We start from the raw sequence: 22,324 nt of genomic DNA, 5'->3' as shown, positions 1-22,324 counted from the left end.
TACTATATTTTAATTGTTGAAAGTATATCTACTACCGAAGATATTATATACTCAACACCTATTGCTATTACAATAAAACCTATAATTCTGGACAGTGCATTAATACCTGAAGCTCCTAAAAACTTAACAATAAAATAAGCACTTTTAAGTATTATATAAATAGTAATTGCTGCTAAAAACATAGCACCAACTATGGTAAATTTTTCTGCAGTTAAAACAAACTCTTGATTATAAGTAATTAATAACGAAATTGTACCAGGACCAGCTAACATAGGTATTGCTAATGGTGTTAAACTTATTCCATCTCTAGTATGTATATCTTCTTGTACCTTTTTACGTTTCATCCCTTTATGTTCTCTAAATTTTCCGGTCAACAACGCAAAACCAGAGGATGTAATTATTAATCCTCCTGCTATTTTTAAAGCATTAAGACTAATTCCAAAAAAAGATAAGATATACTGACCTGCAAAAAACGAAAGCAATAAAATAACCAAAACATCTATTGCTGTCCAAAATGCTGTGACTGATCGTTCTTTTTTACTGTGCTCTCCTGTTAAGCCTACAAATACAGGAACGGTTCCTAAAGGATTCATAATTGAAAATAATGCTCCAAATACTGCTAAAAATAATTCCATTGTTTTTTCTGCAAATTCCGTTCTTTTTTGACGTTTAAAAGTTATCGCTAGATTAACTAATCTTAAATAAAACGTAAAACAAAAAAAGCACACAAACCACAAGCAAAGCATTGTAAAACAACATATTAACACCTAAAAAATACCGCTTAACATAAAGTTTACATAGTAACATTAGCGTAAAGTTTTCTTAAAATTTCAATCATTTTAAGTTAATACTCTTTAAATCTCTTGACCTTAGTTTTGTTCAAAATTAACCACTTAAACAATCAAATACAATGAAATTATTTAAACAACATTTTTTTCAAATATGCATAATTACCAGTCTAGGATTTGGATTAGTAGGCTGTGAAGGAGAAAATGGATTAGATGGAACAAACGGTCAGGATGGTCAAGATTTTACGCCTACCGATGAGCTTTTTAGTAACAAATCGGCTTTAGATCCTTTAGTAGATATTAGCGCTAACTTTAACAATGTAAAAGCTTACTCATTAATTAGCTCGACAGATTATTTACCAAATGGATTCCGTTTAGTTGGTGCACAAGATGGTGCAGGTTTATTAAAAGATGGTAACGAATATATTTATGTTGTCAATGCAGAAGACGATTATAGTGTCTCTAGAATTAGATTTGACCAAAACATGAGACCTATAAAAGGAGAATGGTTGTTAAACGCTGGAGTTGCAGATTTTGCAAGACAATGTTCTGGTACAATGTGGGAAGCTGCAATACATGGTGGCTCTGAAGATTTCTTTTTATCTGCTTCAGAAAGTATCGCATACGATGTTAAAGCAATAGATCCTTGGATAGAAACACCTACGCCTACTGCCGATTTTGGTTTGGATGCTTTAGGTGAATTTTCTTGGGAAAATGCAGTACCATTACCTCAAAATTCATATGCAGGAAAAACTGTGATTATTGGTGGAGATGACGATTCTAGTGGCTCTGAAGGTCAAGTAATCATGTATTTATCAGAAAATGGAGATGCAGATTTAACTAACGGTAAAATATATGTATTACGTTTAAAAGAAGTATCTGATGGTGCCAATGGTATCCAAAATGTTGCTCCAAATACAGTGTACAACGAAGGAAGCTTAGATTTTGGAGCAACCTATAATGTTGAATTTGTTGAAATAGAAAATGGTGCGTCAATGACCAAAACAGAAATGGAAACAGCTTGTACTGGTGTTTTTGCTTCACAGTTTATGCGTGTTGAAGATGTTGACTACCAAAAAGGAAGTGATGAAAACGCTAGAAACGTTTATTTTGCAGTAACAGGAAGAGGTCCTGGAGCAGGAACTTATAATGATTGGGGAACCATTTACAAATTAAACCTAGATGCCAACAACCCATTACAAGGTCAATTAACACAAATTGTAAGTGGTAACACAGACACAAACAACCAAGATGGTAACTTATCTAGCTTACAAAGTCCGGACAATATTTGTGTAACAGAAAACTATGTGTACATTCAAGAAGATCCTAACTCTTTTGATAGAGGTCATGCAGCTAGAATCTACCAAACAGACTTAAACGGAAATAATCCAACAGACGTATTAGATTTAAAAATTGAAAGCAACTTATCTCCTACTGGAAGCTCTTCTTTATCTGGAGAGTTTGGTGCTTTAATTGACATTTCTGACAAAGTTGGTGTGCCAGACACGTTTATTCTAAACTTACAACCACACTACTGGAAAAGTGACGATTTTATATCTACAAACTTACCACACAACCAAGGTGGCCAAATCGTATTACTACAAGGATTACCTAGATAAAACGACGTCTTTTATTATTAATAATGAATCTCCATTTTACAATGGAGATTCATTTTGTTTATTACAATCTCAACATGAAATCACACCATTCATTTTTAATTATAATAGTATTATTAGTAACATTATCAGCTTGCAAATCGGATAAAACCGAAACCGTAGACGTCATAAATTGGGACATTGCTCAAAAGTATTATATAAACAATATAGATCTTGCTTCTAATTACTTAGATAGTTTAAAAACCGAAGGTCTTACTGGTAAAAACACCAAACACTATTTTACATTAGCACGAGAGGCTTTTAAAAAAGCAGAGCCTTTTGCCTCGTATTTAAATCCTGAAGTAGGACACAGAGCTAATGGTCCTGCACTTCCTGTGTATAAAGAAGATACAGGTAAAATATTAAAACCAATTGGTCTTCAAAAAATAGAAGAAAGTATTTATGAGTCAGATACGTCTGTCACAGATTTTAATCAAGAAATCTATGTTACACAAGGGTTGTTTGCCATATTAAAAGCAAATATGGAAAACAGAGCATTAACACCACAACGTTTTTTTATAGCTACACACCAACAGCTTTTGCGCATTGTAAGTTTGGGTATGTCAGGATTTGATACTCCTGTAAGTCATTTAGGTATAAAAGAAAGTGCTGTTTCATTAAAAAGTCTTCAAAACGTATATAATAACACCTTAAAATCTTCGATTATAAAAAAAGACAAATCCTTAGATGATGCGTTTAACAACTCGATTATAAAAGCAATTAATTACATTAATCAACATCAGGATTTTGATGCTTTTGATAGGTTTGCGTTTACCAGAGATTACTTAAATCCAATCACGCGTCAATGGGTTTCTATCAGGAAAACAGCTAACATTTGGGAACCTACTAATACAGAAGCTTTTAATTTTGATGCACTTACTTTTTTTGAAAGTAATAGTTTCAACTTAAACTATTTTACACCAACAACTAACCGTAACCCAAGCGACAAACAAATAGCTTTAGGCGAAAAATTGTTTTTTGACACACAACTTTCTGCTAATAACAGTATGGCTTGTGTTACCTGTCATAGTCCTGCTTTAGGATATGCGGATGCTATGACTGTTAACTTAGATAATAACGGTAAGCCATTAAAGCGCAATACACCAACTTTAATAAATAGTGCCTTTCAAAAAAGCTTTTTTTGGGATGGTAGATCTGAAACCATGATTGAACAAATTTCATCTGTATTTTTAAATGATAAAGAATTTAATACTAATGTTCACACCTTTTCTGAAGCTATTTTACAAGACTCAACTTACATTACATTATTTAAAGAAGCCTATGGACAAGTTCCAAAAAACAATACCAATGTTATTAAAGCATTGTCTGCTTATATTTCTACTTTAAACGGTTTTGACTCTAAATTTGATAAAAATATTAGAGGAGAACTTAATAATTTTACAGATGAAGAAACCTTAGGTTATAACCTATTTATGGGCAAAGCCTTATGTGCCACATGCCATTTTATGCCTTTAACTAGCGGAACTGTACCACCTTTTTTTACTGAAACAGAAAAAGAAGTTGTTGGTGTTCCAAAAACAGCCCAAAATAAAAAACTAGATGACGATTCTGGTTTTTATTATAAATATAAAGAAGCCTTACATAAAGGTATGTTTAAAACGCCAACGGTTAGAAACGTTGCTATAACAGGTCCATATATGCATAATGGCGTCTATACTACTTTAGAGGAAGTCCTTAATTTTTACAACCTTGGTGGAGGTGGTGGATTGGGTTTTGATTTGGACCATCAAACGCTTCCTTTTGATAATTTAAACCTTACAGAAACCGAGCAGCAAGCCATTATAGCTTATCTAAAAACCTTAACTGATGTACCTGACACGTATTAAAACGCACCAGAATCTACATCTTTAATAAAACTAATTAACCCTTTAAAAAACACCTTTTGATCATCAAATTGAGATAAATGACTGCCATTTGGGCAAAGCAAAAAACGTCCATTTTGGACTTCGGTACTAATCCATTTCATGTGTTCTGGGTCCATGGTATCATGCGTTGCTCCAATGGTAAGGGTTGGTGTTTTAATTTCTTTTAATCGGTCTTTTACATCCCAATTTTTAAGCGTAGCATTACCTTTAATACCAAACTCACTTGGTCCTTGCATTGTTACATACACATCAGGATTTAAATGCTTAAAGCTTCTGTTAATTGGTTCTGGCCAATCTTTGACTGGCATTCTTATAACATGCTTGGTGTAATAATTTTCGACAATTAAATCTAAATATCTTTGATTTGTGTAATCTTCTTTATCCTCATAGCTCATAATTTCTTTTAAAACTTCAGGATCTAATTTTGGTGCTAACACCTGGTCAGAATATTTTTGATAGTCAGGTATTGAAGCTACCATATTAGATATAATTAATCCTTTTAAATTGTCTTGATATTTTAAGGCATATTGCATGCCCAAAATTCCTCCCCAAGATTGACCATACAAGTAAAAATTATCTTTATTTAAACCTAAAGCAATTCTAACTTGTTCCACCTCTTCTACAAATCTATCTAAATCCCATAAACTTAAATCTTTGGGTTGATCGCTGTAATACGATCCTAATTGATCGTAGTAGTAATACTCTATATTTTCCTGCGGAAAGTAGCCATCAAAACATTCATAAATTTCATGCGTCATTCCTGGACCACCATGTAATAAAAGCACCTTGATTGTTGGGTTATTTCCAACGCGTTTAGTCCAAACCTTAAATTCGCCTTTAGGTGTTGTAATTGGTATCATTTTTATACCTCCTAAAAATTGATCTTCAGTATTAGGTTTTAAATAATTTTCTGCAGTATTAGTAGTCTCAACCTTTTTTGTTTCTTCTATCTTTTTACAATTAAAACATAATAAAGACAAGACACTTAAAATAAATAGTTAGGTTTTCATAAACTTGATAATTAGAACACTAAGTTAATCAAATAAATTGTCTTTTTATCTTGCTAATTATTTTAACAAAATGATAGTAATAGTCCAATTTTAACCTATTAATTTTGCATAAATTAGTAAGATGAAAAACGCCATTACAGAACGTATTTTAGATTTCATAAAAGACTTTCCTCCTTTTGATGCTTTAATTCATGAGCAATTGTTAGCTATTGCATCTGAGATTGAGGTAATTTACATTGAAAAGAATAATTTTATTTTTAAACAAAATGAAGCTTTACAAGAGGTGTTTTACGTGGTAAAGGCAGGTGCAATTGGTATTTTTAAAGATGATAAATTAGTTGATAAATGTGATGCTGGAGATATTTTTGGATTACGAGCATTAATACGTAAAGATCATTATTTATTAGATGCAAGAGCTATTGAGCAAAGTATTATTTATAGTATTCCTGCTAAGGTTATTGAAGACATTATAATAAATAACCCAAAAGCCAATCAGTTTTTAATTGCAAGTTTTGCTACTAATACGCGTAACCCTTATAGTGATGAAGACAAGGGTACATTATTTGCTAACATTGGTGTTTTAAAACCTGAAGCCTCTAGTTTTACAGAAATGCAATCGGCAAAGTTTTCTAAAAACCCTGTGGTATGCAATCCATTAATTAGTATACAAGAAGCTTCGCAAATAATGAGCACTAATAAAGTGGGATCTATTGTAATAACTAATAACAAACAGCCAATTGGTATTATTACAGACAAAGATTTACGTAATAAAGTGGCTACTGGATTACACACCATAACAGACACTGTGGAAGCCATTATGTCTTCTCCAGTTATCACGTTTCCTGACAGTATATCTGTTGCCGAAGCACAAATTGCAATGCTAAAAAATGATATTTCACACCTATGTATTACCAAAGATGGGACACCATACTCTGAGTTAATTGGTATCCTATCAGAGCATGATATTATTGTAATTTATGGTAATAATCCTTCGGTTTTAATTAAAGAAATAAAACGAGCAAATTCTGCTGAGTCATTAAAATATATTAGAGAAAAAGCGCAAGATTTATTAAAAGGGTATCTTAAACAAAGTATCCCAATTAGTTTTATAACCAAAATAATTTCTGCAATAAATAATGCAATTACATCGCGTATTTTAGAGTTAACTATTGCTGAATTTAACCAAGAACCACCTGTATCTTTTGCTTGGTTAGCTATTGGAAGCCAAGGAAGAAAAGAGCAACTATTATATACAGATCAAGACAATGCTTTAGTGTATGAAGACAGTACAGAAGACTATAAAACTAAAGCTTACTTTTTAAAATTAGCAACTGCTGTAAATAAAAAACTAGCTATTGTTGGCTTTAAGTTTTGTCCTGATAACATGATGGCAAGTAACCCAAAATGGTGTTTAACAGTCTCTGATTGGAAATCTCAATTTACCAATTGGATTACCCACTCTGACGAGGATAAAATGATGTTGTGCAACATTTTTTTTGATTATAACTTTGTTTATGGAAACCAAAGTTTAGTTAGTGGTATGTCCGACAATATTTTTAGAGCCATACATAGTCATGAAATCTTCTTAACTTTTATGGGTAGAAATGCTTTAAAAAAACCTGCACCTTTAAGCTTTTTTAGAAGCTTTTTAGTAGAGCATTCTGGAGAACATAAAGATCAATTTGATATTAAATCCAGAGCTATTATGCCACTTGTTGATGCTGCACGTGTTTTAATTTTGTCGCATGATATTAAGGATATAAACAATACTATAGCACGCTACCAAAAACTAGTTGAAATCGAACCTCAGCACAAAGATTTGTTTGACTCGTGCATAAATGCATTTAGAGTATTGCTACGCTTTAGAACAAAACAAGGATTGAAAAATAATGATTCTGGTCAGTTTATTGATGTAAAAAACCTTAGTAAAAACAACAAGTTAAAACTTAAAGGTTGCTTTAAACCTGTTAAAGAAGTACAAGATTTATTAGCTGCGCGATATAAAGTATCGCAATTACCTTAAATTATAGTAGTAATAATTGTGTGATTAATTATCGCTTTCGACCTTTAGGTTTTACCTCTTTAATTCTGACATAAATTAGCTTCATGCGACCTCTAGTGTCCTCACGACTATCTATTTCAAACGCTGGAATACTATTAATTAAAGGTGTTAGTTTTTGAAAACCATAATTTCTAGAATCAAAATTAGGTTGCTTTTTTTGTAATAAACTTCCAACATCACCTAAAAATGCCCAACCATCGTCATCTGCAACATCGTCAATAGTTGTAGCAATAAGCTTAATTTCTTTTTGTGTGATGGTGTCGTAATTATTTTTGGACTTAGAAGATTTGGTTGAAGGTTCTAATGTACTGTCTTCGGTTAGGTTTTTAAGTATTTCTATGTAAATAAACTTATCACAAGCGACTATAAAAGGGTTTGGCGTCTTCTTTTCTCCAATACCATAGACTTTCATTCCAGCTTCACGTAAACGCGTTGCAAGACGTGTAAAATCGCTATCACTAGATACTAAGCAAAAGCCATCTACTTTCTCTGAATATAAAATATCCATTGCATCAATAATCATGGCAGAATCTGTAGCATTTTTACCAGTAGTATAGCCATATTGTTGGATTGGAGTTATAGCATTTTCTAATAGCAAACTTTTCCATTTATTAAGATTTGGTTTGGTCCAATCTCCATAAATACGTTTAATTGTTGGATTACCATATTTAGCAATTTCTTCCATCATCTCCTTTACATATGCTGAGGGAATATTGTCTCCATCAATAAGTACTGCTAATTTTATATCCATAAGTGCTAAGTTAAAATTTATAACGTAGCTAAAGGTAATAGCTTTAAATTAAAAAACCACTCATTTTTGAGTGGTTTTAACAGTCTATGGATAAGCTATTATTTTCGTGTTGCTTTTTTAGCTAGTTTAGCAGCCTTTTTTTCTTTAGGCGATAAGGTCGCTTCCTTTTTTACATTTTTTTTTGCGTCTTGTGATTTAGCCATAATTATTGTTTTTAAAAATGAATTACATATTAATTAAATGTAATGAAAAGTAGCATACAAATTAAAATTAAAACCATTAATTGAATTTTATTTTTAATTACAAGATTAATACAAAATAAAAAAGCCCTACAAAAAATTTGCAAGGCTTTAATCGAGAATACATAAAGTCAATTAGCTATAATTATTCCTGTAAACTCTAATCAATTTACTTGGTTATAGTAAATTATAAAAAAGGCAATCACTAAGGATTGCCTAAAGTTTTTTCCCTTAGAAAAAACATTATTAATTAATTAGCATACAATTTTAAGACTTGTTAGCTTATGTATTTTACGGTTTCCCGTAAAGACTTGTTTTTTTTTAAATTAAACCTAAATCTTTTACGATTGCAACAAGATGTATGGCATTGTTAGCTTTAAATTGTATACGTAGTTTGTTTAGCTTTTTTTCGATAGTACTCAAGCTATTAGGCGAAATATTATCTATTTTTAGTTGTTCTCTAATTTGTTCTTGCGACAAACCATTAGATAATAATTTAATTAATAAAATGTCATAATCATCAATCTCTAAATTAGACTTTGGACTTAAAGCTTGTTGCACTTGAGGTGATAAATATTGACCATTTTGATATGTAGTTACAATAGCTTGATCAAGTTCTATCAAACCACGTCTACCTTTACAAACATAACCATCAATGTTATGTTTATTAACCAATACTCTTACTTTTTGTAATCTATCTTCTACCGAATAAACAATAATTTTTAAATCAGGATTCTGTTGCTTTAAAGCCGCAACAAGCTCTTCTCCTGATTTATATTTCTGGTCTCTATGATCTGCAATAAACGATAAATCTGTAATTAACAATTCAAATGGTTGTTGGTCGAGAATTGCTTTAGATATTTTAAGATAAGCATCATCACAATATTGTACTTGTGTGACATTAGTTATGGATAATTTACTTAAGACAGATAAAACACCTTGACTAATACTACCTAAATCATCTGATATAATTACTTTACTAAACATACTTTATAATATAATGTTTGCTTTAAACCCTTTATTGACTGTGGATGTAAAAGTAATTGTTCCATTAACAGATTGAATACGGTTTTCCACATTTTGCAAACCATTATTCTTTTTTAATAGTGTTCCTACACCATTATCGTTGTAATTAATAGTCACTTTTTTATTGTTTTGACTAAAAACTACGACTACAATATTAGCTTGGCTATGTTTTTTCATATTGGTCATTAACTCCTGTAACACTCTGTAAAGTGCAGTCTTTTTAACATCTGACACCTTTTTCCAATCTACCTTTGCAATGTCCTTTGTAATCACATTAACCTGATTACTACTATAATTAGCTAATAAGTCTGTAAGTAGGATTTCAAAATCTTGATTAACATTTATTGTGCTATTTTCTTTAGAAATATCTCTAGTTTTAATGTAAATTTTTTCCAGATCGTCTAAAAAGTCTTCATTTATAGTGGCTTTACTCTGTAATTTTGTCATTATTTGATAGACATCATTTGCTACCTCATCATGTACTTTTTTAGATATTCTAGTTTCTGTTGTATAAACCTCTTTTAATTTTTCTTTTTTATGTTTTGCTCTAAAAAAATAGAGTAATCCCAAAGCTAAAATCAATATTACAACAGCTAATAATTGGTAGATTTGTTTTTGAGCTTTCTCTATTTGAGACTGTAATTGACTTTTACTAACGTTATATTTTAGCAAAGCAAACTTATTTTGACTTAGTTTTGTCGCTTTTAATAAGCTATCGTTTAAAAATGAATACTCCTTAAATACCGTATTATCTCCTAAATTATACCTTGTTTTAACTGCATCTAATTTGTAGGACAAACTGTTTACCTTATTAGCAACGTCATAGGCTTTTATTGCAAAGGATAAAGCTTGGACTGTATCCTTTTTACTTAAGTAATATTCGGATAAATTTTTATAACTTGGATATAACTCGGCTAAATTATCAACATTTTGACGTATGGTGTAGGCTGTCTTAAAATCGTCAAACGCACCATGATTATTTAATTTAAATTTTATAAACCCTAAATTATCAATAACTCTGGCCTTTTCTATTGAGTCTTCTACCCTATTAAATAAATTAGTTGCTTTTATTAATGTGCTCTGAGCTTTATTATATAATTTTTGATTTTTATAAATATTAGAAATGTTATTATACAACACCAAACTATCTCTTGAAGTCGAAGTAATAGATAACGCTTTTAAATACGTCTCATTAGCTTTATCAAACATGTTTTTTTGATTATAGACTTGTCCCAAAAGGTTTAAAACTCCTGTTGTTAGTTTAGTATTATAATCATTAACTTTTAGACCATCTAATATCTTTAAAGCTTCAACAGCACTTACTTCACTATCATCATAAAAACCTACTTTGTAGTCTATTCTTGCTAAAAAATATAAATCATAAGCTATACCTAATTTGCTGTTTTTTTTCTTTTTAATTTCTAAATGCTCAATTAAATATTGATACGCCTTAGCTAGCGTTTCTTCAGAAGTTACTTTCTCTATAGCATTTGTATAGTATGATAAGCTATCTGTTTGATGCTGCGAAAAAGCCTTATTACTAAAAAGACAAGTAACGCATATATATGTAAGAAGAAATAATTTTAGGTTGGTTTTCATACCTCTAAAATAGAAACTTATATTTAGTTATTTTAGTACTAAATTTACTTTTTAGTCACTAAAGCTTAATAGCCTATTTTACTTTTAATTTAGCTAAACCCAAGCCATTTGTAAAACATTAAAAAACAGCTCTATATAAAAATTAATCATTTTGGATTAAATATTTATGCAAAAAAAAACTGCTAATTAATTAGCAGTTTTTTTTATTTTTATAATATGTAGTTTATCTAAAACATACATTATGCAGTATGTAAAATCAATTTCAAACCAACGTACACCAAAATTAGCACGTCCACTATGCGAGTGGTGGTTATTATGGTATCCTTCTCCCATCATCAAAATATCTACAGGCAGTAAATTTTTAGACGTGTCACTAACTTTAAAATTACGATAGCCATAAATATGCGCAAACCAATTTATAATAACTCCGTGGATTGGTGCCATAAAAAAGGCGATAGGTAGTAATAACCATTGCCACCAAGCAGTTGCAAAGACACTAAAAAACACAATATAGGCTGCAGCCCATGATAATCTTGAAATTCTAGAACTTGCTATCTTATCAAATGCCTTCCATTGTGGTACATTTTTAGTAAACTTATCTGCTACTGCAATTCGTTTTTTATTAATATCCTGATAAATATTTTTTGTGCGCCACATCATAGTAAACAAATTACTATCGTATTTAGGTGAGTGCGGATCTTTTTCAGTATCTGCATAAGCATGATGCATCCTATGCATTACTCCGTAGCCATAGGCACTTAAATAATTTGATCCTTGAAAAACCCATGTTAATACAAAGCAAACACGCTCTGTCACTTTGGACATTGTAAAGGTTTGATGTGCTGCGTAACGATGTAAAAAGAAGGTCTGAAAGAACAAACCTGTATACCATAAAATTATGATAAATATTAAAATAGCCATAGACTTTGCTTTATTTACAAAGGTCTACATACTATTATGCTCATACAATGAACCTAAGTTAAGAAATTCGCTTTCTAATCCTACTTAAAGCCTGAGGAGTAACACCAATATAAGATGCTATATATTTTAACGGAATCTCTTTTATTAAGTTTGGACGCTCTGTAAACAAATTTAAATAACGCTCTTCAGCAGTTTCGTTTAAAAGCGATTGCTCGCGTTTTGATTTAATTAAAAACAAACGTTCTGAGGATAAACGACCAATTACATTACCTGCAAAACTTTTTTCGTACACTTCCTGCAGATCGTCATAAGATATGCTCCACATGGTAATATCCGTTAACGCTTGTAACTTATATAATGAAGGTTTTCTGGTCAAAAAAGAATCGTAAGCACTTACAAACTCATTTTTAAAACAAAATCCAAAGGTCAAATCTATTTCTTTTTCTTCCTTCGGAATTAAAAAACGAGCGATACCTTTTTCTATAAACGAAATATAGTTTTCTGTATCGCCAACGTCTAATATTGTACTTTTCTTTTTAAAAGTTCTATTCTCTAATTTAGACGAAAACAGTTGCCAATCTTGATCAGATATAACCACTGTTTTTTCTATATATTCTCTAATATTAATCATATTTGCATGTACACTGCAAATATCGCGAATTAATTTTATTATTCTACGCGCTGACCTGGTAATACTTGACCATTTTGAAATAAAATCATTTGGTCTATTTTACCTTCCTTGTTTGGCTTAAACTCCACTTTAGCCTCCACAACTTTTAAATAAAATTGATTTACTTCTGACGGATAAATTTCGAATTTTGATTGGTTAGTTGCTTGTAAAAATAAACGTCCATCGTTTGTTGAAATAGTAATAAAAAAATCTGGTGCTAATTGATATTTACCAACATAAGTTTTTAGTATTTCTGAAGATATAACAACCTCTTCCAATACCACATCTAACGATTTTAAAACGTCTCTTGCATTGTCATTTGCTGGATTTAATGCTAAAGACTTTTTGTAGTTAGTGATAGCTAATGTTTGTTCTCCTGATTTTAAATATGCTTCACCTAATGAGTCGTATGGGTTTGAAGCCTCCGGAAATTGTGCTACATTTAATTTAAATAATGCTAAAGCAATTTCTTTTTGGTCTTCTTCTAAAAACTGATAACCTAAAGTGTTAAGCTGGTCTATATCAAAATTAAAAGTATTAGCTTGACTTACTTTAGCATCTTTATAAAATATGATAGCCTCATCTATATTACTATCCTTAATTTTTTTAGCCATCATCTTTGCTATCGATGGTTTGACAGGTTGTAATGGATATGATGGTACCATTAATTTAATAGCAATAGCATCCACGTTTTCATTACTATTTGTCAAAACTATTACGCCTTTTTTATCCGCTTTATCAATAGCTGACATTGCACAATAACCACCTGTTGCACCATTATGCATTAAAAATTTACCATTTTCAATATGCCAAGCTAATGCCATTTCTAAACGCTGTTCTTCACTTTTAAAAGTAGACTGATGTGCTAGCTGCATCGCTTTATCTAATGGCGTATTTCCAGAAGCACAGTTTAAATTTGCTTGGATATATTTTACCATATCACTGGTAGTTGACCTTATTCCTCCTGCTCCAGCTAAGGTGATAATATCCCAATTATTAGTTTCTGATAATCCTGCATGTCCTTTTGCTAAACGATTTTGCATTTGCTGTGTTAATACTATTCTGGTATCATCCATTTGTAAGGGATTAGCAATATGTTGTATTACTAATTCCTCAAAAGTTTGACCACTTTGAAGCTCTAAAATGTGACCTAATAATCCCATTCCTAAATTTGAATACTCACTAAAAACACCAATATCTCTAGTTAACTCGTAATTAGAAATAAAGCTATATAATTGTTTATAGGTATAATCTGCAAACGGGTTGTTTACATCTTTTGGAGCCATATTATCTGGCATACGTGGTAAAGCTGACGTGTGTGTTGCTAAATGTTGCAATGTAATCTCTTTGCCATTTTTTGTAGGTACTTTAACTGTTTCTGGTAAGTATTTTGAAATTGGGTCGTTTAAACTCATTTCGCCACTATTAACCTTTAATGCTAAAATGGTCGTTGTAAATGTTTTTGAAATAGATCCAATCTCAAACACTGAATTTTTATTTACAGGTGTTCCATCCTTCATTGCAGTGTTACCAAAGCTATAATAGTCTATATTTTGACCATCAATATATCCAACTACAATACCAACATTAACTTGATTATTAACTCTTGATTGAATGTATGTTTTAACTTCATCTGGAATTAGAACGTCTTGTGATTTAGCTTGAAAGCTGACGATAAATACGATAAGAATTACTATTAGTTTTTTCATTTTGGTAATGGTTTTGATTTATGCTAATAATTAACTTGAATATAAGCTAATGGTTAATTTATCCTAAAAATAAGACGTTTTTAATCTGTTTTTGTTACAAAAAAGTAATTTTTTAATAAATTATGCAGACTCAATTATTGCGTTTTAATAAAAAAACGCAACCTAAAAAGGTTGCGTTTTTTGCATTAGGGATTGCAGTGGTATCCTTTTGCTTTTTTTTGCAAAAGATATAACGGAAAGCCCGACACTTTGTAGCTTAAGCGGAAAAGTGTAATGCCCAAATAAATAATTATATATTACTATTTAAGTTTGCTTTGTCCTACTTTTTTACAATGATACTACAGTACATTATCCATGATTTCTTGCACACATTCTGGGTTTAATAATGTACTTGTATCTCCTAAATTTTCTGTCTCATTACTTGCTATTTTACGTAAAATACGACGCATAATTTTACCACTTCGTGTTTTAGGTAATCCATTGGTAAACTGTATTTTATCCAACTTAGCGATTGGTCCTATTTGCTCAGTAATTAACTGATTAATCTCTTTACGTAAATTATCTTGATCCCTACTTTCTCCTGTTTCTTTAAGAGTTACGTAACCGTATAAAGCGTTTCCTTTAATATCGTGTGGAAAGCCGACAATTGCACTTTCTGACACAGCTGGATGCTCGTTAATAGCATCTTCAATGGGTGCAGTTCCAAGGTTGTGTCCTGAAACAATAATAACATCATCCACACGACCAGTTATCCTGTAGTAGCCAACCTCATCACGCAATGCGCCATCTCCTGTAAAATATTTACCCTCGTAGGCAGAGAAATAAGTGTCTTTATAACGTTGGTGATTACCCCAAATGGTTCTTGCCATACTTGGCCAAGGGAATTTTATGCACAAACGACCATCGACTTGATTTCCTTTTATTTCTTGTCCATGCTCATCCATTAATGCTGGCTGAATACCAATAAATGGTAAGGTTGCATAGGTTGGTTTTGTTGGTGTTGCAAATGCGATTGGAGTAATCATTATCCCTCCAGTTTCGGTTTGCCACCAGGTATCTACAATTGGAGCTTTACGTTTTCCAACGTTATCATCGTACCAATGCCAAGCCTCTTCGTTAATTGGCTCGCCAACGGTACCCAATACTTTTAGTGAGGATAAATCGTGTTTTTCTAAATGCTCTACGCCTTCTTTTGCTAAGGCACGTATTGCTGTTGGTGCTGTGTAAAACTGATTGACTTTATGTTTTTCGACAATTTCCCAGAAACGTCCAAAATCTGGATAACTAGGAACACCTTCAAACATTACGGTTGTCGCTCCATTACATAATGGTCCATATACAATATAACTGTGTCCAGTAATCCAACCAATATCCGCTGTACACCAATACACGTCTTGCTCTCTGTATTGAAATACGTTTTTAAATGTATATGCAGAATACACCATGTAACCTCCTGTGGTATGCACCATTCCTTTTGGTGTACCTGTGGATCCTGATGTGTATAGAATAAATAATGGATCTTCTGCATCCATTATTTCTGGTACGCAGTCATGATACGCTTCGTCCAAAAGTGGTTGTAACCATTGGTCACGACCTTGTTGCATATTTATGTCTGAGTTAATACGTTTTGCTACTAAAACAGTATTTACACCAGGACAATCCTGAAGTGCCTCGTCCACAATACCTTTTAAATCTATTGTTTTTGCACCACGATAAGATCCATCACTTGTAATTACCATTTTACAATCGCTATCATTTATTCTGGTTGCTAAGGCTGTTGATGAAAATCCTGCAAATACAACAGAATGAATTGCGCCTATACGTGCACATGCTAATACAGAAACTGCCAATTCAGGAATCATTGGTAAATAAATACAAACTCTGTCTCCTTTAGCAACTCCGTTTTCTTTTAATACGTTTGCAAATCTACAAACACGATCGTGCAATTCTCTGTAGGTTATATGAAGTGCTTTTTCGTCTAGACTGTTAGGTTCAAAAATAATAGCTGTTTTATCACCTCTTGTATATAAATGTCTGTCTATACAGTTTTCGGTTATATTTAATTTTGCACCTTCAAACCATTTAACTTCAGGTTTATCAAAATCCCAGCTTAAAACGTTGTCCCATTTTTTACGCCACATAAAATGCTCTTCGGCTATTTCTTCCCAAAAACTCTCCGGGTTTCTGACGGATTTACGGTAAACTTGGTAGTACTCTTCTAAATGTTTTATGTGATAATTACTCATAATTAGTTTAATTTATTAAACACTTTACTTGTGTTTATTGGGATATTTATATTATTAATTTAGTTTTTATTTCTGTTTTTTCGAGACACTTTAACTGCGCTAAGTTTGACAAATAGCTATTTATCTTTTTACATCTCGATACAATTTTCTCGTATTTCAAAAATCACTCGATGTGACGTTCTCTTTAGGTATCGTTAGTTTAAATGGTATATTTTTAAAATTATTACACCAATAACTTATTTATGAATACCAATACTATGGGTTTTATATACTATTTTTATTTCGTCTATAATTGTAACATCATCAATGGTTGACGGTATATTATACTGTTGCTCATCAGCGATATTACGTAACAATTTACGAAGAATTTTTCCACTACGTGTCTTTGGCAATCGGTTTACGACTAATACCTCTCTAAAGGAGGCTACTGCGCCTATTTCGCGACGTACATCTTGTATAATTTGATTTTTAATGGCATCGTTATTTAAAGTTGTTTCTGTTTTTAAAACCACTAAGCCTAATGGCTTTTGTCCTTTAAGTTGACAATGCACACCAAATACTGCGCATTCTGCTACAGATTTATGTGAGGATACAATTTCTTCCATTTCTGCAGTAGATAATCGATGTCCAGCAACGTTTATAATATCGTCTACGCGACCTGTAATAAACACATAACCATCTTCGTCTTTGTAACCACCATCTCCAGAAAAATAATAACCAGGAAATCGGTCTAAATAGCCCGATTTAAAACGTTGTGGATTCCCCCAAAGGTTACTTAATGTTCCTGGTGGTAATGGTAATTTAATAGCAACGTAGCCTTCTACACTAAATTCTATTTCCTCTCCTTCTTCGTTTAATATTCTAACATCGTAACCTGATACAGGTAATCCAGCCGAACCTGGTTTTATGTCTTGCAAAGCAACACCAACCATATTTGCAATCATTGGCCATCCACTTTCGGTTTGCCACCAATGGTCAATTACAGGAATTTGAAGTTTTTCTTCAGTCCAACTTAGAGTTGCCACATCACAACGCTCTCCTGCTAAAAACAAATATTTTAAACAAGACAAATCGAAACGTTTTAACATCTGACCATTAGGATCTTCTTTTCTAATAGCTCTAATTGCTGTTGGAGCAGTAAACATTGCTTTTACATTATGCTCATTAATTACGCGCCAAAACGTAGATGCATCTGGTGTTTTAATAGGTTTTCCTTCAAAAACTATAGTTGTATTTCTGTTTAATAATGGTCCGTAAGCTATAAAACTATGCCCTACAACCCACCCAACGTCACTTGCTGCCCAAAATGTTTCACCTTCATCTACTCCATAAATATATTTCATAGCGAATTTTAAAGCAGTTGCATAACCACCTGTATCTCTAATAATTCCTTTTGGAGTTCCTGTGGTTCCTGAGGTATATAATATGTAAGAAGGATGTGTGGAATTTACCGAAATCGCTTCGATTGATGGAGACGCTTCGACTAACGTTTGATAATCAACATCGTAGTTTTTCTTCGGAATCTCAACACCTAATTGTCTATCAAAAACTATAACATGTTCTGGCTTTACTTCCGCTTTAGCGATTGCTTGATCTACAAAAGGTTTATAAGGAATAATTTTCTGGATTTCGACTCCGTTTGATGCAGTAATAATTGCTTTTGGCTTACAGTCATTAATTCTAATTGCTAATTCGTGTGGTGCAAAACCACCAAACACAACCGAGTGTATTACTCCTATCCTAACACATGCCAACATAGCGTATAACGCTTGCGGAATCATAGGCATGTAAATAATACACGTATCGCCTTTTTGCAATCCTAAACCTTGTAATCCACCTGCAAGTTTGGACACTTCGTGGTGTAATTGACTAAAAGTAATGTGCTGTTTTACATTAGTTACAGGAGAGTCGTAAATAATAGCATTTTGATCTCCAAATCCTTCTTTGATATGTTTGTCAATACACAAATAACTTAGATTAAGCTCTCCATCCTGAAACCATTGATCATAGTCATATTTATCTTTAGACAATATGTTTTTAGGCGCTTTAAACCAATCCAATTGCGAGGCTTGTTCTTGCCAAAATTGCTCTGGTTGGTCTATACTTTTTCTATAAAATTCTTGATAATACATAGCTAGACTTTTTTAGAATTAAATAAGCCGAACCAATTGGGATTAAGTACTTTTAATTTGACAAGTGCATAGATTATAAGCACAAAACAAAGTCCCAAAACAATTGAGAGCATTGGGCTTGTATAGGTTTGACTTTCAAATTTAAACCTAAGATAAAGCGTAGCGATAATATAAATACTAATTATAATATCTGACGCTAATGGGTTGATGTGAAATTTCATGTCTTTAAACTTTAATTAAACTTAGTTTGTTTGCACACAAAACCAATTTTAAATAAACTTAAAAAACTGTTTTAAGTCACTAGCTCCATAATTTCTGAAACTATTTTTTTTACAGAAAAAGGTTTTGTTAAATACTTATCTGCTCCAAGTTTTAAACCTTTTTCAATATCTGAAGCCTTATTTTTAGCAGTTAAAAACACCACTTTAGTATTCTTTAAACTGTCCGTATTTTTAATATGTGTTAATGTTTGATAACCATCTACATTTGGCATCATAATATCTAACAAAACTACATTAGGAATATGATGTTTTAATATCTCTAAAGCCTCACTTCCATCTCTTGCAATAAACACTTCAAAATCTTGTTTTTTGAAGGTATATTCTAACGACATTACAATATTAGGTTCGTCGTCTACAATTAAAATTTTCTTCTTCATACTTTACGACAACAATTTACTTAAAAGGTATGGTAAAAACAAGCGTTGCGCCATTTTTAACGTCCTTTTTTGCCCAAATTTTTCCGTTATGCTTTTCTACGATTTGTTTTGTGATTGCTAAACCTAATCCGCTACCCTGTGGTTTAATAGTATTTTGGTGTTTTGACTGGTAAAATTTATCAAAAATAAACTTATGGTCTTCTTCTGGAATCCCTTTACCATTATCAGTTACAGAGATTTCTACAGTTTGATTTCCTAGCTTATAATCTATTTCAATAATGCCTGTTTTTTGATTGCAAAATTTGATTGCATTAGATAATAAATTAATTAAAACCTGAAGAATGCGATCCTCGTCATATCTAGTACTAAATGTATGTGGATTATTATTAATTATTTTAACCTCTTTTTTGGCTGCAATCTGAGAGATACTGCTAATAGCTTGGTGGATTGTTTTTTGAATATCGTGATATTGTAAGTCTAAATGTAAACGACCAGTTTCAAGCTTTTCAAAATCTAATATATTATGTATTAACCGTCCTAAACGGTCGGTATCTTGCAAGATGTTTTTTAAAAACTGAGCTTTAATGTCTTTTGGCATATCATCGTCATCATCCATTAATAGTTCGGTTGCAGCTCTAATACCTGTAATTGGAGTTTTAAGCTCATGTGCAACTGTATCTAAAAACTCGTCTTTTTGTTTGTCTTTGCTAATTAATTCTTGATTTGCATCTTTTAATTTTGAAGACAGTTGAGACAATTCGTTAGATTTTTCTAGAAGTACCTTGTTGCTAACAATGTTTTCTTTAGACTCTTCCAAAATCTTCAATACTTCTACTAAGCTAATTTGTTCTTCTTTTACAACGCTGGCAATTAATATTTTAGCTGAAGCCGAACCAATACTTCCTGTTAACAGTTTTTCTGAAAAATTAATTAATCTTGCATCTGCCAATTGGGTGTCTTGAGGCAACTTATATTTTGTGAAGAAAATGTTTAATGCTCGAGTGGCTCTTTTTTCACCTAAAAAACGAATTAATACATTTTTAATATCTGCGACATGTGCTTCACCTTTCCAGACCAAAGCACTATCCTGAAGTGTTGTAAAATTATTACTATCCACAAACATCTCAGCATAATTACGTTCTCTATAATTTCCTTTAGACGTTAATGAAAACACCAAGTAACTCATAATATTAAATGTCATACTCCAGAAAAACGCATGTGCTGGTGGACTTAAAAAATCGATACCAAATAAAGCATTAGGTTTTAAAGCTGAAATACCGAATAAACCTAACTGAGTAAAATCATCCGTACCTGTATACGCTTGTAATGTAAACGGTAAGACTAAAGTATAAATTGCTATAAAAAAACCAAGAAGTATACCTGTAATTGCTGCTTTAGAAGCACCTCTATTCCAATATAATCCTATAAAAAATGAAGGTGCTAACTGTGATATTATTACAAATGAAATTAACCCTATGGAGTACAACGATAATTCTTTTGAAAAAGAAACATAAAAGAAATAAGCCGAAATTATAATGGTAAAAATAGAAATACGACGAATGTTCTTAATGTATTTGGAATTTCGTTCCGGTTGATTTTTAATAAACTTATCTAAAAAACCATAAGGAATAATCAAGTTGTTACTCACCATTGTAGACAATGCCAAGGTTGATACAATAACCATTGATATTACAGCCGAAAAACCACCTAAAAAAACTAGTGTTGCTAGAAAAGAATTTCCGTTTTCTAATGGTATTAACAGTGAGTAATACTCTGCATTTTGAGCATCTCCAAAAGTTAATTTTCCTGCCCAAGCAATAAAAACAACAAACAGATTAAATAACAATAAATACAATGGAAACAGCCAAATCGCTTTTTTAAGATGTTTTTCTCTATTGTTTTCTAAAACTGAAACCTGAAATTGTCTTGGTAATAAAAATATAGCCATAAAGGATAAGCCTATTAAGAAAAACCAATTAAAACCATCTTCTATTCCACTAAGTGTGGTGAGTTGTTTAAAGTTTTCGGTTACTGAAATTTTCTCGTAAATATCTGTTGTTCCATCAAATAGATAAAACGTGACATAAACACCGATTGCTAAAAAGAAGACTAGTTTTAAAACCGACTCAAAAGCTACTGTAGCAATAATACCTTTATGTTTTTCGGAAGCATCCGCATTTTGAGTCCCAAAAAAAGTAGCGAATATTGCTAATAATAAAGCGACGTAAAAAGTAGAATCGTCAATTACTGCGGTTGATACATAACTGGTATCATCAGACATGATTTCAAACGTTTCTGAAACTGCTTTTAACTGTAGTGAAATGTATGGCAAGGTTCCGAATAAGCAAATAATAGTTACTAAAGCACCAAGAAATCGACTATTTCCGTAACGTAAGGATATAAAATCTGCAATAGATGAAATTTTATGTTGTTTAGAAATCCTAATAATCTTTCTAAGCACTACAATCCACAAAGGTGCTGCTATAACAGGTCCTAAATAAATTGGTAAAAAATTGATTCCTGAATTTGCTGCGATACCAACACTTCCGTAATACGTCCATGCCGAACAATAGACTGCTAATGATAACGTATACACATAGGGATTATTAACCCATTTGCTCTGTCGTTTTTTTTCAGCAAGAAAAGCAATGTAAAATAACACTGCTAAATAGATGATAATTATGGCTATTAATGCGTAATTATTCATAGTGACGTTTTAATACGATATATGAAATAACAATAGATACTAACCAAATTGAAAATATTGAAAAATATAAGGTTGGGATTCCAAAAAGGGCACCTTCAAAATTGAAAACTAAAATAAACGGAATATTAAAAATTAAACACAATGCTATTGATAATACCACTAGCTTTTGTTCGTGTCTTTTTTTCATTTGGTTAATTGGTTTTGCTTTCCGCGAAAGCGAAAAATTTATGATGTTACTAATATAAGAAAATCAGCACTACAATTT

General features: G+C 31.8%; 16 protein-coding genes. 3 read left to right on the top strand and 13 right to left on the bottom strand.

Annotation, left to right across the window (positions count from 1 at the left end):
- Positions 1-2: 2 nt before the first annotated feature.
- Entirely contained in the window at positions 3-635 is a 633-nt protein-coding gene (locus JM82_RS04125) for a MarC family NAAT transporter (protein WP_145001476.1), read from the bottom strand.
- A gap of 275 nt (positions 636-910) precedes the next feature.
- Between JM82_RS04125 and JM82_RS04120 the strand changes: the two genes are divergently transcribed.
- Both JM82_RS04120 and JM82_RS04115 read left to right on the top strand, forming a co-directional pair.
- Positions 911-2,407 (top strand): PhoX family protein, encoded by a 1,497-nt coding sequence (locus JM82_RS04120; protein WP_261375299.1) that lies wholly within the window; start codon positions 911-913, stop codon positions 2,405-2,407.
- Between the two features lie 74 nt (positions 2,408-2,481).
- The gene (locus tag JM82_RS04115; protein ID WP_145001475.1) at positions 2,482-4,290 is read left to right on the top strand and encodes a cytochrome-c peroxidase; all 1,809 of its coding nucleotides are present in this window, start codon (positions 2,482-2,484) and stop codon (positions 4,288-4,290) included.
- On the opposite strand, the gene JM82_RS04110 is transcribed toward JM82_RS04115, so the two are convergent.
- On the bottom strand, positions 4,287-5,309 hold the full coding sequence (locus tag JM82_RS04110; RefSeq protein ID WP_409994619.1) for a proline iminopeptidase-family hydrolase: 1,023 nt from the start codon (positions 5,307-5,309) through the stop codon (positions 4,287-4,289). The two genes, JM82_RS04115 and JM82_RS04110, sit on opposite strands and share 4 nt — an antisense overlap.
- A 151-nt stretch (positions 5,310-5,460) precedes the next feature.
- On the opposite strand from JM82_RS04110, the gene JM82_RS04105 reads away from it, so the two are divergent.
- Positions 5,461-7,362, top strand: coding sequence for a DUF294 nucleotidyltransferase-like domain-containing protein (locus JM82_RS04105; RefSeq protein WP_145001474.1), 1,902 nt, complete (start codon positions 5,461-5,463; stop codon positions 7,360-7,362).
- A gap of 28 nt (positions 7,363-7,390) precedes the next feature.
- Here the strand turns inward: JM82_RS04105 and JM82_RS04100 are convergent, their stop codons facing one another.
- From JM82_RS04100 to JM82_RS04045, 11 genes are all read right to left on the bottom strand, one after another.
- Entirely contained in the window at positions 7,391-8,152 is a 762-nt protein-coding gene (locus tag JM82_RS04100; protein ID WP_145001473.1) for an NYN domain-containing protein, read from the bottom strand.
- A 560-nt stretch (positions 8,153-8,712) separates the two neighbouring features.
- Positions 8,713-9,378, bottom strand: a complete 666-nt coding sequence (locus tag JM82_RS04095) for a response regulator transcription factor (RefSeq protein WP_145001472.1) — start codon at positions 9,376-9,378, stop codon at positions 8,713-8,715.
- A 3-nt stretch (positions 9,379-9,381) separates the two neighbouring features.
- Positions 9,382-11,016, bottom strand: a complete 1,635-nt coding sequence (locus tag JM82_RS04090) for a tetratricopeptide repeat-containing sensor histidine kinase (RefSeq protein WP_145001471.1) — start codon at positions 11,014-11,016, stop codon at positions 9,382-9,384.
- Positions 11,017-11,202: 186 nt separating this feature from the next.
- On the bottom strand, positions 11,203-11,937 hold the full coding sequence (locus tag JM82_RS04085; RefSeq protein WP_145001470.1) for an acyl-CoA desaturase: 735 nt from the start codon (positions 11,935-11,937) through the stop codon (positions 11,203-11,205).
- A 58-nt stretch (positions 11,938-11,995) separates the two neighbouring features.
- On the bottom strand, positions 11,996-12,568 hold the full coding sequence (locus JM82_RS04080; protein ID WP_145001469.1) for a Crp/Fnr family transcriptional regulator: 573 nt from the start codon (positions 12,566-12,568) through the stop codon (positions 11,996-11,998).
- A 38-nt stretch (positions 12,569-12,606) separates the two neighbouring features.
- Positions 12,607-14,316 (bottom strand): serine hydrolase, encoded by a 1,710-nt coding sequence (locus JM82_RS04075; RefSeq protein WP_145001468.1) that lies wholly within the window; start codon positions 14,314-14,316, stop codon positions 12,607-12,609.
- 338 nt (positions 14,317-14,654) lie between these two features.
- Complete coding sequence (acs, locus tag JM82_RS04070; RefSeq protein WP_145001467.1) at positions 14,655-16,562, bottom strand: acetate--CoA ligase; 1,908 nt, start codon at positions 16,560-16,562, stop codon at positions 14,655-14,657.
- Between the two features lie 236 nt (positions 16,563-16,798).
- On the bottom strand, positions 16,799-18,694 hold the full coding sequence (locus tag JM82_RS04065; protein WP_145001466.1) for an acetate--CoA ligase: 1,896 nt from the start codon (positions 18,692-18,694) through the stop codon (positions 16,799-16,801).
- Positions 18,695-18,986: 292 nt separating this feature from the next.
- Positions 18,987-19,352: a response regulator transcription factor gene (locus JM82_RS04055; protein ID WP_145001464.1), complete on the bottom strand. Its 366-nt coding sequence runs from the start codon at positions 19,350-19,352 to the stop codon at positions 18,987-18,989.
- A gap of 16 nt (positions 19,353-19,368) precedes the next feature.
- Positions 19,369-22,059: a sensor histidine kinase gene (locus JM82_RS04050; RefSeq protein ID WP_145001463.1), complete on the bottom strand. Its 2,691-nt coding sequence runs from the start codon at positions 22,057-22,059 to the stop codon at positions 19,369-19,371.
- Positions 22,052-22,246, bottom strand: coding sequence for a hypothetical protein (locus JM82_RS04045; RefSeq protein WP_145001462.1), 195 nt, complete (start codon positions 22,244-22,246; stop codon positions 22,052-22,054). The genes JM82_RS04050 and JM82_RS04045 overlap by 8 nt, the downstream gene beginning before the upstream one ends.
- Between the last annotated feature and the right edge of the window lie 78 nt (positions 22,247-22,324).

This window comes from Olleya sp. Hel_I_94 (assembly GCF_007827365.1).
Lineage (GTDB): Bacteria > Bacteroidota > Bacteroidia > Flavobacteriales > Flavobacteriaceae > Olleya.
The sequence above is the reverse complement of the archived record's forward strand: the minus strand, read 5'-3'. Positions and strand labels throughout refer to the sequence as shown.